This window comes from Streptomyces sp. Z423-1, assembly GCF_013009255.1.
GTDB classification, from domain to species: domain Bacteria; phylum Actinomycetota; class Actinomycetes; order Streptomycetales; family Streptomycetaceae; genus Streptomyces; species Streptomyces gossypiisoli.
Genome location: NZ_CP053109.1, coordinates 8,678,567 through 8,691,179, shown reverse-complemented (window position 1 = coordinate 8,691,179; position 12,613 = coordinate 8,678,567). Strand labels below are relative to the sequence as shown.

The 12,613-nt window shown below is 68.6% G+C and carries 11 protein-coding genes; 7 read left to right on the top strand and 4 right to left on the bottom strand.

Annotation, left to right across the window (positions count from 1 at the left end; all coding sequences use genetic code 11):
* Positions 1 to 61: 61 nt before the first annotated feature.
* Positions 62 to 1,723: a GAF domain-containing protein gene (locus tag HJD23_RS39635; RefSeq protein WP_240980923.1), complete on the bottom strand. Its 1,662-nt coding sequence runs from the start codon at positions 1,721 to 1,723 to the stop codon at positions 62 to 64.
* Between the two features lie 305 nt (positions 1,724 to 2,028).
* Between HJD23_RS39635 and HJD23_RS39630 the strand changes: the two genes are divergently transcribed.
* The 7 genes from HJD23_RS39630 to HJD23_RS39600 all read left to right on the top strand — a co-directional run bounded on the left by HJD23_RS39630 (position 2,029) and on the right by HJD23_RS39600 (position 9,052).
* Positions 2,029 to 3,054, top strand: coding sequence for an NAD(P)-dependent alcohol dehydrogenase (locus tag HJD23_RS39630; protein ID WP_171109258.1), 1,026 nt, complete (start codon positions 2,029 to 2,031; stop codon positions 3,052 to 3,054).
* 18 nt (positions 3,055 to 3,072) lie between these two features.
* Complete coding sequence (locus HJD23_RS39625) at positions 3,073 to 4,674, top strand: extracellular solute-binding protein (RefSeq protein WP_171109259.1); 1,602 nt, start codon at positions 3,073 to 3,075, stop codon at positions 4,672 to 4,674.
* A gap of 81 nt (positions 4,675 to 4,755) precedes the next feature.
* Entirely contained in the window at positions 4,756 to 5,634 is an 879-nt protein-coding gene (locus tag HJD23_RS39620; RefSeq protein WP_171109260.1) for a sugar ABC transporter permease, read from the top strand.
* 80 nt (positions 5,635 to 5,714) lie between these two features.
* Entirely contained in the window at positions 5,715 to 6,476 is a 762-nt protein-coding gene (locus tag HJD23_RS39615; RefSeq protein ID WP_240980922.1) for a carbohydrate ABC transporter permease, read from the top strand.
* Positions 6,473 to 7,561 (top strand): ABC transporter ATP-binding protein, encoded by a 1,089-nt coding sequence (locus tag HJD23_RS39610; protein WP_171109262.1) that lies wholly within the window; start codon positions 6,473 to 6,475, stop codon positions 7,559 to 7,561. The genes HJD23_RS39615 and HJD23_RS39610 overlap by 4 nt, the downstream gene beginning before the upstream one ends.
* 1 nt (position 7,562) lies before the next feature.
* Positions 7,563 to 8,645 (top strand): ABC transporter ATP-binding protein, encoded by a 1,083-nt coding sequence (locus HJD23_RS39605; protein WP_171109263.1) that lies wholly within the window; start codon positions 7,563 to 7,565, stop codon positions 8,643 to 8,645.
* 74 nt (positions 8,646 to 8,719) lie between these two features.
* The gene (locus HJD23_RS39600; protein WP_171109264.1) at positions 8,720 to 9,052 is read left to right on the top strand and encodes a putative quinol monooxygenase; all 333 of its coding nucleotides are present in this window, start codon (positions 8,720 to 8,722) and stop codon (positions 9,050 to 9,052) included.
* A gap of 251 nt (positions 9,053 to 9,303) precedes the next feature.
* Here the strand turns inward: HJD23_RS39600 and HJD23_RS39595 are convergent, their stop codons facing one another.
* From HJD23_RS39595 to HJD23_RS39585, 3 genes are read right to left on the bottom strand one after another with little or no spacing between them, the layout of a single operon-like run.
* Positions 9,304 to 10,581: an ABC transporter substrate-binding protein gene (locus tag HJD23_RS39595; RefSeq protein ID WP_171109265.1), complete on the bottom strand. Its 1,278-nt coding sequence runs from the start codon at positions 10,579 to 10,581 to the stop codon at positions 9,304 to 9,306.
* Positions 10,582 to 10,586: 5 nt separating this feature from the next.
* Positions 10,587 to 11,735, bottom strand: a complete 1,149-nt coding sequence (locus HJD23_RS39590; RefSeq protein WP_171109266.1) for a branched-chain amino acid ABC transporter permease — start codon at positions 11,733 to 11,735, stop codon at positions 10,587 to 10,589.
* Positions 11,732 to 12,613, bottom strand: coding sequence for a branched-chain amino acid ABC transporter permease (locus HJD23_RS39585; RefSeq protein ID WP_171109267.1), 882 nt, complete (start codon positions 12,611 to 12,613; stop codon positions 11,732 to 11,734). Before HJD23_RS39585 ends, HJD23_RS39590 begins: the two co-directional genes overlap by 4 nt.

Here is a 12,613-nt window from a genome sequence, read left to right as displayed (position 1 = left end):
GCATCGGGGCCGCCGCCGTAGCCCGCCCAGCGGCCCGAGTCCCGACGATCCAGGCAGCTCGTCAGGTCAGGCTCGACGGGACGATCCCGTAACGGCGCATCTTGCGGTACATCGTGGCGCGGGAGATACCGAGGGCCTGCGCGGTGCGTTGGACGTTGGAGTTGTGGTCCATCAACCCGCGCAGGATGGCGTCGCGTTCCAGCGCCTCGATGGTGGTCAGGACCTTGTGCGAGGACACCCGGCATTCCGGCGGGAGGTCCTCCGCATGGATCATCGGGCCGGAAGGCCGCCGCGCCAGCCCGCGCATCACCGACTCGAGCTGCCGGACGTTCTCCGGCCAGGGGCATCGCTGCAGCATGGTCAGGGCATCCGGGGAGAGCCTGCTCTCCCCGCTCGGCCGGTACTTGCGCAGGAAGAACAGCGCCAGGTACTCGATGTCCCCGGGGCGACGGCGCAGGGGCGGCACCTCCACCAAGGCACCGCAGAGCTGGTCGAGCTGGTCATCGGTGCCGACCATCGACGGCTGGCTGGTCAGGACCAGTTGCCCGGTGGCGGTGCCGTCCAGGTGCGTCAGCAGGTTCCTCAGCCGCTGCCGCAGCTGGTCGCCCAACAGGTGGACGTCGCGCAGGACAAGCACGTTGGACGGCACGGCGAGGAGCTCTCCGATGTCATGCAGCCAGCCCTCGGTGACCGCAGGCGAATCGGACAGCGGCGGCTGGGTCATCTCCAGTCGGCGTCCGGCGCCGTGGGCCCGATGCAGGGCCTCGACCAGCGTCCTCTTGCCGACACCGGCTTCGCCCAGGAGATGCAGCGAGGTCCCGGCGACGAACGCCGCCCGGCTGTCGGCGACGGCGCGCAGCCAGTGCGGGGACGAGCCCACCAGTCCCAGGCCGGACCGGGCAGGCGCAGCGGAAACCGCGGGTCCCGGCTGCGGGCGTCCGATCAGCCGGACTCTGAAGACGGCACCCGCGTCGCTGTCCTCGCGTCGGCAGCGACTGACCCTGAGTTCGGCGACCCGTCCGGAGGGCAGGGCGAGGCTGCGCGTCCCCTGCGTCCGGGGGCTGTCGGCGATCTCGCGGGCGTGGTCGAGCAGCGCATAGTGATCGGGCCCGGTCACCGCAGTGCTGAGCTGCTCGTTCATCATGACGACATCGCGGTTCAGGGCCAGCACAGGTCCCGGGCGCACCGCGGAGCACGCCTCCATGTAGTCATGGAACAGGGCCCGCTCGCGCCGCGAGGTGATCGCCGCGATCTCACCCTCGATCTGGGCCGCGACCGAGCGGGCGAAGGCCATCAGCATGCCGTCGGAGCCCTGACGGATGGTGGTGAGGTTGAAGGCTCCCAGCAGCGTGCGCCGGGTGGGATGCAGGATCGGCACGGCGGCGCAGTGGAAGTCCCGCAACGCCTCGACGTAGTGCTCGATCCCGGCGATCATGACCGGGCGGCCGCTGGCCAGCGCGGTCCCGATGCCGTTGGTGCCCACGTAGCGCTCGGCGAACACATGGCCCGGCGCCAGCCGCACGCGGTTGAGGTTCGTCGTCAGCCCCTCGTGGGACACCTTCCGGGAGAGCACCACGCCGTTCCGGTCCGTGATCATCATGGACACCGGATCGTCGGCGAGCTGCTCGTGCAGCCTGTCCAGGATCGGCAGCGCCGCCCTGGCGAGGGGGCTCTCGAGGTTGGGGTTGTCCAGGTACGGAGCGTCGAGGCTGCCCGACTTCACCCTGTGCTCCATCGAGCGCTGCCACGAGGCCACCACAAGCGGCCGGGCGCTCGGGTCCCTGGTGACTTCCAGGTAGAGCTCTCTGGCTGCTCTCAGCGAGCTTCCTGGCTGGTGGCGGGGCATTAACACTCCCGTACTGCGCGCGTCACGTTCTCTCAATGCAGTGATTGGACCAGCTCGACGGCGTGGCGCCTACGGCGTGTATCACATTGAGACATCCGCGGACGGCTTCTGAGACATCGGCCTGCGAGCGGCGGCCTGTGTAATCGGCGCACCATCCACCCGCCGACTCGCAGGGAGCCGCCATGAAAGCCGTGCAGGTCATCGAGTACGACGAGCCGCCCGTGCTCGTGGACGTACCGGACCCGCAGATCACCGGTCCGCTGGATGTGATCGTGAAGATCGGGGGCGCCGGAGTGTGCCGGACCGATCTGCACATCCTCGAAGGGCAGTGGAAGGACAAGAGCGGGGTCACCCTGCCGTACACGATCGGCCACGAGAACGCCGGCTGGGTCGCGGAGACCGGCCCGTCCGTCACCCACGTCAAGGTCGGTGACCCGGTCATCCTGCACCCGCTGGTGACCTGCGGTCTGTGCCGCGCCTGCCGGGCCGGCGACGACGTGCACTGCATGAACTCGGCCTTCCCCGGTATCGACACCCACGGGGGCTACGCCGAGTACCTGAAGACCAGCGCCCGCTCGGTCGTGCCCCTCGCCCCGTCCCTGGAGCCGGCCTCGGTGGCGGCCCTGGCCGACGCCGGGCTCACGGCGTACCACGCCGTCGCCAAGGCGGCCCGGGTGCTGCGGCCCGGCGACAGGGCCGTGGTCATCGGCGCAGGCGGGCTCGGGCACATCGGCATTCAGGTGCTGCGGGCCCTGTCGCCGGTCGAGATGATCGTCGTCGACCGCAGCCCGGAGGCCCTGGCGCTGGCCAAGGAGCTGGGCGCCGACCACACGCTCGTCGCGGACGGAAGCGAAGCCGACCGCGTACGGGACCTCACCTCGGGGCACGGGGCGGAGGCCGTCCTGGACTTCGTCGGTGAGGGGGGTGCCGTCGAGACGGGCGTGGCCTGCCTGCGCCGCAACGGCAACTACTACGTCATCGGCTACGGCGGCCACCTCCACGTTCCGACGATCGACGTGATCTCCACGGAGATCAACTTCATCGGGAACCTCGTGGGCTCCTACAACGACCTCTCCGAGCTGATGGTCCTCGCGGCCCAGGACAAGGTCACCCTGCACACCCAGCGCTACCCCCTCGCCTCCTTCCAGCAGGCCCTCGACGACCTGGACGCCGGGGCCGTACGCGGCCGAGCGATCTTGATCCCCTGACACCGCAGGAGCAGCCCCATGCGCAGCAGACCGTACCGGGCCCTGGTCGCCGTCGCGGCCGTCGCGGCCCTGACCGCCACCGCGTGCACCGCCCAGAACCAGGCACAGCACAAGCCCAAGGAGAAGGCCGGGCTCTTCAAGCCCGGCTCGGAGATCAGCTACCAGAAGTACGGCAAGGACTACCCGGCCACGAAGGTCAACGACGTCCCCGGCCCGTGCAGCTACGACTCGATGAGCCGCAAGGACTACTCCGGCCAGACCCTCAAGATCATCAGCCACGCCGTTCCCGTCATCGGCGAGCCGACCCAGCTGCACGCCAAGCAGTTCGAGGACATCACCGGCGGGAAGGTCGAGGTCGTCAACGTCCCCTTCGGCGAACTGCACCAGAAGATCCTCACGCCCCTTCAGGCGGGTCAGCCGGCGTACGACGTCATGTTCTACCCGTCCCTGTGGATCGGCGACATGGCCCCCTATCTGGCACCCGTGCCGCAGGAGTACCTCGACACCCCCGGCATGAAGGACGTCACCGAGGCCTACATGGGCGTGGCGACCTGGAACGGGAAGGTCGTGCAGTACCCGGTGGACGGTGACCGGCATTACCTCAAGGTCCGCACCGATGTGCTCGAGGACCCGAAGTGGAAGGCGGCGTACAAGCAGGCCACGGGCAAGGATCTGCAGGTCCCCAAGACCTGGGCCGAGTACCAGCAGACAGCCCAGTTCTTCACCGGCAAGGACCTCGACGGTGACGGCAAGCGCAACTACGGCAGTGCCGAGGTGACCAAGCGCGACGACCTGACGTTCTCCGCGTTCATCAGCCGGGCGGCGCCGTACGTGAAGAACCCGGATGTCAAGGGCGGCGTCTTCTTCGACGTCGAGACCATGAAGCCGCTGATCAACACGCCCGGCTTCGTCCGCGCCCTTCAGGACATGGTGAAGGCCAAGTCCACCTGGGCACCCGGCGGCGCCAACTTCGGCCTGGGGGACGAGATCTTCTCCTTCGGAGGCGGGCAGACGCTGATGTCGTACTCGTGGGACGACGCGTTCATCCAGGCCCAGCAGCCGGACAGCAGGATCCGAAACGAGGTCCAGGCGGCGCCGCTGCCGGGTTCCTCGGAGGTCTACAACCGCACCACGAAGTCGTGGGACAAGAAGGCCAACCAGGCGCCCTACTTCACCTGGGGATGGACCTCGGCGGTGGCCAAGGCCTCGCGCCACCAGCAGATGGCCTTCGACTACCTGTGCTTCTTCAGCAACGAGGCCAACACCGCCCTCGACCTGACCATCGGCCGATTCGGTGTCAACCCGTACCGCTACGCCCACTTCGACCCGGCGTTCTGGCAGGAGCAGGGCTGGGAGAAGGATGTCGCCGAGTCGTACGTACTGACGCTCGCCGGCATGGAGAAGAGCCGCAACCGCGTCTTCGACCTACGCGTTCCCGGCGTCAACCAGTACATGTCCGCGCTGGCCAACGGCGTCGCATCGGCCGTGGCGGGCCAGGAGTCGCCGCAGCAGGCACTGGACGGCGTCGCCCGCGAGTGGTCCAAGATCACCGACCAGATCGGCAAGGACAAGGTCCGGAGCGCCTATCGCGATGTGGTCGCGCTCGAGGACGCCTCCTGATCCGACCGCAGGACGCCCCGGGTGGCCGGACCGGACCGGCCGGCCGCCCGGGGACGCCCGCCCCCTTCCGCAAGGAGAACCATGGACGGCCTGCGCCGGCACAAGAGCATGTTCCTGCTGCCGGGACTGCTCACGCTCTTTCTGATCATCATTTTCCCGCTTCTGTTCACCATCCGCGTCAGCTTCTCCGGCTGGAACGTCAGCAACCCCTACATGGACTTCATAGGAGGGGCCAACTACACCGCCGTGCTGCACGACAGCCGCTTCTGGGCGTCCATCACGCGTCTGATCCTGCTGGCGGGCGGCACGGTCCTGATCCAGTACGTCATCGGGTTCGGCATGGCCCTGCTGGTCTGGCGCGAGGTACGCGGCCGCAGATTCTGGCGCGTGCTGTTCCTCGTCCCCATGATGACCACGCCCGTGGTGATGGCCGCCATCTGGCAGACGATCTTCCATGAGTCGCTGGGACCGGCGAACGATCTGCTGCACATGCTGGGCCTGACCAGGATTCCCTGGCTCACCGAGTCCGGGCCGGCGCTGGTCGCGCTGATGACCGTCGAGGTGTGGCAGTGGACGCCCTTCATGTTCCTGCTGCTGCTCGCCGGCCTGCTGAGCCTGCCGAAGGAGCCGTTCATGGCCGCCGCGATCGACGGCGCGGGCACCTGGCGCACCTTCTGGAAGGTGACCTTCCCGCTGATGGCGCCGGTGTCGGTGGCGGCGGTCGTCATCCGGCTGATCGAGGCGTCCAAGCTCTCCGACAGCGTCTACGTACTGACCTCCGGCGGGCCCGGCTCCTCCACGGAGACCCCGGGTTACTACCTCTACATCCAGGGGCTCAGGGACCAGCAGACCGGGTACAGCGGCGCGATGTCCCTGATCTACCTGGTGCTGATGAGCGTCACGCTCACGGTCGTCGCCGCTCTGCTCACCAGGGCCTTCAAGCTGAAGGGGGACTCATGAGGTCACGCCTTTATCCCACGTTCAAATACACCGTGATCGCCCTGTGGGCTTGCTTCGTCGCGGGACCTTTCTTCTGGGCGATGACGACCAGCTTCAAGAACGCCAACGCGGTCCAGGGCGGTCCCACCTACATCCCCTGGGCGCAGTACGAACCCACCCTCACCGGCTGGCGCAACATCTTCGGCGGAGCCGGCGGTGTCGATGTGGTGCATCCCTTCGTCAACAGCGCGATCGTCACCGTCGCGGCGTCGGCCATCAGCCTGGCCCTGGGGTCCCTGGCCGCCTACGCACTGTCCCGCTACCGGTTCAGGCTGGGCTTCATCAAGAACGGCGACATCGTCTTCTTCTTCGTCTCCCAACGGATCATGCCGCCCGTCGTCCTGGTGATCCCCTTCTTCTACCTCCTGCAGTGGGGCGGCCTCCTGGACAGCATCCCCGGCCTGGTCATCGTGACGGTCGCGCTGCTGCTGCCGATCGCGGTCTGGGTGATGGTGGACTTCTTCAACGGCATCCCGCGGGAGATCGACGAGATGGCGATGCTGGACGGCTGCGGCCCGTTCCAGACCTTCGTACGGGCGATCCTGCCGAACTCCCTGCCCGGCCTGACCGTGGCGGCGATGTTCTGCGCCGTCTTCGGCTGGAACGACTTCTTCTTCGCCTTCCGGCTGACCTTCACCGAGGTCCAGACCCTGCCCCAGGCCGTCGTCGCCCTCAACTCCTCCATTCCGCCCTGGTGGACGCTGTCCGCGGCCGCGCTCTTCGGCGTGACACCGCTGGTCCTGCTCGCCATTTGGGTGGAGCGCTATCTGTCCAAGGGGAACCTGTCGGGAGCCGTCCGATGAACCTGAACGCCACTGATCTGTGCCTGACCGTCGACGGCGTCGACCACCTCAGGAACGTGACCGCGACCTTCCAGCCGGGACGGCTCCACACCGTCATCGGCCGGACGATGGCCGGAAAGACGACGCTGCTGCGGGTCCTGGCCGGCCTGCAGAAAGTGGATTCCGGCTCCCTGACCCGGGCGGGAGCGGACTTCCTGAGGACGCCGGTGTGGCGGCGCGACACCGCCATGGTCTACCAGCAGTTCATCAACTATCCGCATCTCGACGTGTTCCGCAACGTGGCCTTCCCGCTGAAGCGGGCCGGGCTGTCACGGGAGGAGATCGAGCAACGGGTCCGGCAGAGCCTGGCGCGCGTAGGGCTCGCGGACTTCGAAAAGCGCAAGCCGTCCCAGCTCTCCGGCGGCCAGCAGCAGCGCGTCGCCATGGCCCGGGCCCTGGCGCGCGGTACCGGCGTCCTCCTGCTCGACGAGCCGCTGGCGAACCTGGACTACAAGCTGCGCGAACAACTGCGCGACGAATTCAAGACCCTCTTCTCGGACCGGGGGGACACCATCGTCATCTACACGACCACCGAACCCGCCGAGGCGATGATGCTCGGTGACGTGGTGCTGGTCATGCACGAGGGGCGGATCCTCCAGACCGGCACCCCGCAGGAGGTCTACGAACGCCCGGCGACCACGACAGTGGCGTCCATCATCAACGACCCGCCCATGAACATCTTCGCGGGCAGGATCAAGGGTGGCCAGGTCACGGTGGCCGGCTTCCAGGCCACACACGTCTCCGCGCACCTGGCCGATCTGCCCGACGGTGCCTACCAGTTCGGACTGCGCGCCACGGACGTCGGCCTGGCCTCCAGCGGGGTCGAGGGCGAGGTCACCTTCGTGGAGATCTCCGGTTCCGAGACATTCGTCCACGTGGTCGCCGGCGAGAGCCCCTTCGTCGTACAGATCGAGGGCATCCACGACCTCACCCTCGGCGACCTGGTCAGACTGCGACTCCGCCCCGACCGGCTGTTCGCCTTCGACGAGCAGGGCACGCTCGTGCGGACACCTTCATACGATCTCGCTCCAGCGGAAGGGCGTTGACATGGCGCAGTTGGACATCGTCGACGTCGGGCACGCGTACGCGCCGGGTGTCGAAGAGGAGCGGTGGGCTCTCAAGCCGCTGAACCTGACTTTCGAGTCCGGCAGGACATACGCACTGGTCGGCCCGTCGGGCTGCGGCAAGACGACGCTGCTGAACATCCTGTCCGGTCTGGTCAGACCGTCTCAGGGGCGGGTGCTGTTCGACGGGGTCGACGTCACCGCCCTGCCCACGAAGGCCCGCAACATCGCTCAGGTCTTCCAGTTCCCCGTCATCTACAGGTCGATGACGGTCTACGAGAACCTCGCCTTCCCGCTCCGATGCCGACGCTGGGACAGGGCGAGGATCGACGCCAAGGTCCAGCAGGTCGCCGAGGCACTGGACCTGCACGGCCGGCTGAAGCAGCCCGCCCGCGGGCTCACCGCCGACGACAAACAGCTGATCTCACTCGGCCGCGGTCTGGTCCGGGACGACGTCGCGGCCGTACTGATGGACGAGCCGCTCACCGTCATCGACCCGCAGCTGAAGCACCTGCTGCGGCGCAAGATCCGGGAGATCACCGAGCAGTTCAGGCCTACCGTGATCTACGTGACGCACGACCAGTACGAGGCGATGAGCTTCGCGCAGGAAGTGCTGGTGATGAAGGACGGCCGCGCCGTGCAGCAGGGCACCCCGGAGCAGCTCTTCGAGGCGCCCTCCTCCACCTACGTCGGCTACTTCATCGGCTCACCGGCGATGAACTTTCTGACCGTGGACCAAGGCGACGGATCCCTCGCGCTGGGTGGCCGGACGCTGTCCGCCGCCTGGGCCATTCCGCACAGCACCACCGAGGTACAGGTGGGCGTCCGACCCGAGTATGTCAAGATCGTCACAGACCCCGGTCCCAACACCTTCCCCGGCAGACTGCGGGGCGTCACGGACCATGGCGCGCAACGCGTGCTGGAGGTCGAGGTCGACGGGCAGCTCCTGAGGACCAAGACGCCGCGGGAGGAGGGAGTTCCGCCGGACGAGGAGGTCCTGGTCCATCTTCCGCGCGCCAAGGTCCTGCCGTACGCGGACGGTCAGTTGGTACTCCGGTCGTCATGACGGGCGGACAGGAAGCGCCACCTGCCCGCCCGCCGGGGTCGTAAGAAGCGACGCACACACAGCGAAGGAATTCCATGATCTTCATCACCGCCAAGTTCCGAGTCCGTCCCGAGCACGCCGACCGCTGGCCCGAGATCACCGCTGACTTCACCCGGGCCACGCGCGCCGAACCCGGCTGCCTGTGGTTCGACTGGTCGCGCAGTGTGGAGGACCCGACGGAGTACGTCCTGGTCGAGGCCTTCCGCGACGACGAGGCCGGGGGCGCGCATGTGCAGTCCGCGCACTTCAAGGCCGCGCAGCAGACGTTGCCGCCCCATCTGGTCGAGACGCCGCGCATCGTCAACATGAATGTCCCGCAGCACGACTGGTCGCTGCTGGGGGAGATGGCTGTTCCCGGCCAGGAGTAGCAAGGTCTGGGACTGGCCATCTGGGCCACCAGGTCCAGGCCGCGCCCGCCCTCGTCGGTGGTACCGGCGCGGCGCAGGTGGGGTGAGTGGCTCCTCCACGCCGGCCGGACAGCGACTGCCGCCACCCAACACCCTGTGCGGTTCCCCGTGGCCCCGGCGCGGGCCGTTCCGCTTGGCGGAGACGTTGCGCCGGTGACAGAGCGGGGGCGATCCCGAGGGTCAGGGCATCGACCGGGACCGCCCCCGCCGGCTCACTTGGCGAGCGGGCCGAACTCCTTACGGGTGTCCACCGGCTCGCCGAACAGCTGCCACCGTTCGCCCTTGAACCGCATCAGCTGCATCGTCTCGATCGGGAAGGCATCGTCGGGCCCGGTGGAGAGGGTGACGCCGGGCAGCAGCATGTCCACCTTCACGTCCTTCAGGTCGCGCACCGCGTCCCGCAGCCCCTCCCTGGTCGGGCACTCCATGGCGTCCAGCGCCTTGTGCAGGCTGGAGGCGGCGGCCCAGCCGTAGGCGTTGAACTGGTTGGCCGGGTCCGAGTCGGACGCGTACTTGTGCAGCGCGTCCTTGTACGCCTTCATCTCCGCGTCGTCGGCCCACTGCGGGTCGGCGGGGTCCTTGAAGTACGTCGCCGAGACCACGCCCTGGACGTTCTTGAACCCGACCGGCTGGAGCACGGTGGCGGACGAGGACACGTTGTTGACGATGTGCAGCGGGTTCCACTTGGCGTTCTTGGCGTCGGCGGCGAGGGCCTGACTGCCGAACTTGGGCGTGGTGATGTTGAGCAGCACGTCGGCCTTGGACCGGGCGAGGCTCGTCATCTGCGCCGAGACGGAGGGGTCGGTGACCTCGTAGCTCTCCTCGGCGACCACCTTGATGCCGCTGCCGGCGACAGCCTCCTTGAACCCGCCGAGCAGGTCCTTGCCGAAGTCGTCGTTCTGGAAGAGGACCGCGACCGTGGCCTTCGGCCTCTCGTCCTTGAGGTACTTGGCGTACACCCGCGCCTCGGAGACGTAGTTGGGCTGCCAGCCGGTGGTCCAGGGGTGCTTGTCGTCCGTACCCCAGATGGAGGCGCCCGTGGCGACGAAGGGCTGCGGCACCTTCTGCTTGTTGAGGTAGTCCCAGACGGCTGCGGTGGACGGGGTGCCCAGGGTCTGGAACACGGCGAAGACCTTCTCCCGCTCGACCAGTCTGCGGGCCTCCTCGACCGCCTTGGGCGGCTGGTAGCCGTCGTCCCGGACGATGAACTCCACCTTGCGGCCGTCTATGCCGCCCTCGTCGTTGACATGGTCGAAGTAGGCGGCCACGCCCTTGCTGATCGTGCCGTAGGCGGAGGCGGGTCCCGACAGCGGGTAGATCCCGCCCAGCTTGATGGTCGTGTCGGTGATGCCGGTGGTCTGCTGGCCCTTGCAGGCACCGTCGGCGGCGGTGTCCTGGGCGTCCTGCCCTCGCTGGCTGCTGCAGGCGGTCGCGGTGAGCAGGGCGGCGGTCGCGGCGGCAGCCGCCCGCAGCGCGGTGGTCTTGCGCATGTGATTCATTCCTTTTCCGTGCGGGGCGGTGCGCCCACGGGTTCGGCATCGGCACCTGCGGGGTCCGCGGGGGTGTCCGTCGCGGTGGGTTCGGAGGAGGTCGGGGAGTCGGGCTCCGCATCCGGCGCGGGTTCGGCCTCGGGCGTCCGGTCGGGGGTGGCTGCGGGGTGGGGCAGGCGGCGGGCGACAGCGGCCCGGACGCGGCCCGGCAGACCGGCCAGTCCCGTCGGGGCCACGAACATCACCGTGATGATCAGCAGGCCGAAGACCACGCCCGGTGCCGCCTCGCTGACGTCCTGGGACACGCTCGGCACGTACATCACGAACGCCGCCCCCAGCAGGGGCCCGTACAGGGAGGCAAGTCCCCCGACGACCAGACCGGCCAGCAGCGTGATGGACAGCACGAAGCTGAAGGAGTCGGGCGAGACGAAGCCGATCACCCAGGTGTACAGGCACCCGGCGACACCCGCGAACATCGCGCTCCAGGCGAAGGCGAGGGTCTTGTGCAGCGACAGCCGTACGCCCATGACCTCGGCGGCGCTCTCGTTGTCCCGTACGGCGAGCAGTGCCCGGCCGACCCGGGACCGCAGCAGGTTGCGGGCGAGCAGCAGGGCCACCGCGGCGACGGCGAGGACGACGAGGTACATCCACTGGTCCTCGGCCAGACCGCTCCACGCGGGCGGCTGCAGCTTGTCCACCGTCAGGCCCATGGAGCCGCCCGTCACCGGTTCGAGCCGCTTGAGCAGGGGCGGCAGGAACACCGCGAACGCGAGGGTGACCAGGGCCAGGTACAGGCCGCGCAGCCGCAGCGCGGGCACTCCGAACCCGAGGCCCAGCAGGAAGCATCCGGCTGCCGCGACCGGCAGTGTGGCCAGGTGGCCGGTGTCGTACCGGTCGAGCATGACGGCCGCCGTGTAGGCGCCCGCCGCGAAGAACGCGCCGTGCCCGAGCGAGATCTGCCCGCCGAAGCCGACCAGCAGGTTCAGCCCGGCCAGTGCCACGGCGTACAGGAGCACCATGGTCAGCTGGAAGACCTGGAAGGGGGCGAAGTAGAACGGTGCGCCGACGGCGACCGCCGCCGCGAGCAGGACGGTGAGCGCGGCCCGCAGGCGCCGTGCGCGGTCCGTGCCGAGTGTGGCGATGATCGTGCTCATGCGCGTTCCACCGCCGCTCGTCCGAACAGGCCCTGGGGCCGCACCAGCAGCACCGCCAGGATGATCACCAGGGGGACGCCCACCTTGAGATCGGCGCCGACCACATCGACGTACGCCCCGGTCAGCGTCTCGGCGAGGCCCACGAACAGGCCGCCTACGACCGCACCGACCGGGCTGTCGAAGCCGCCGAGGGTGGCCGCGGCGAACGCGTAGATCAGCACCCCGCCCATCATGTTGGGCTCCAGGAACAACAGCGGGGCGACGAGTACGCCCGACACGGCGCCGACCGTCGCGGCCAGCCCCCAGCCGAGCATCAGGACCCGGCTCACCCGGATGCCCGACAGCCGGGCGGACGCCGGGTTGCAGGCGACCGCCCGCATCACCAGCCCGGCCGAGGTGTGCTGGAACAGCAGGTACAGCAGGCCCATCACGACAGCCACCACGCCGATGATCCCGAGCGTCGACCAGTCCACGCGCACCCCGGCCAGGTCGAGCCCGCCGTCGGGGAACTGCTGCGGGAAGTCCTTCACGGTGAACGACCAGATCAGGCCGGCCAGCGCGTTGACGAAGATGAACAGGCCGACCGTGACGATGACGACCGTCAGCTCGGGTGCGCCCTGCACGGGGCGGATGACGATCCGCTCGACCAGCATGCCGCCGGCGAAGGACACCGCGAGGGTGACGGGCAGCGCCAGCCAGAACGGCATCCCGGACGCCACGAGCTGCCAGGCGACGTACGTGGAGATCATGGCGAGCTCGCCCTGCGCGAAATTGACGATCCCGGTGAACCGGTGGATCAGCACCAGGGCCAGCGCCAGGCTGGCGTACACCGCGCCGGAGCCCAGCCCTTCCACCACTTGCTGGAGAAACTCGGTCAC

Coding starts and splice junctions, on each gene's coding strand:
- HJD23_RS39630 (WP_171109258.1), top strand. CDS start 2,029: ATGAAAGCCGTGCAGGTCATCGAGTACGACGAGCCGCCCGTGCTCGTG.
- HJD23_RS39625 (WP_171109259.1), top strand. CDS start 3,073: ATGCGCAGCAGACCGTACCGGGCCCTGGTCGCCGTCGCGGCCGTCGCG.
- HJD23_RS39620 (WP_171109260.1), top strand. CDS start 4,756: ATGGACGGCCTGCGCCGGCACAAGAGCATGTTCCTGCTGCCGGGACTG.
- HJD23_RS39615 (WP_240980922.1), top strand. CDS start 5,715: ATGACGACCAGCTTCAAGAACGCCAACGCGGTCCAGGGCGGTCCCACC.
- HJD23_RS39610 (WP_171109262.1), top strand. CDS start 6,473: ATGAACCTGAACGCCACTGATCTGTGCCTGACCGTCGACGGCGTCGAC.
- HJD23_RS39605 (WP_171109263.1), top strand. CDS start 7,563: ATGGCGCAGTTGGACATCGTCGACGTCGGGCACGCGTACGCGCCGGGT.
- HJD23_RS39600 (WP_171109264.1), top strand. CDS start 8,720: ATGATCTTCATCACCGCCAAGTTCCGAGTCCGTCCCGAGCACGCCGAC.
- HJD23_RS39595 (WP_171109265.1), bottom strand. CDS start 10,581: ATGCGCAAGACCACCGCGCTGCGGGCGGCTGCCGCCGCGACCGCCGCC.
- HJD23_RS39590 (WP_171109266.1), bottom strand. CDS start 11,735: ATGAGCACGATCATCGCCACACTCGGCACGGACCGCGCACGGCGCCTG.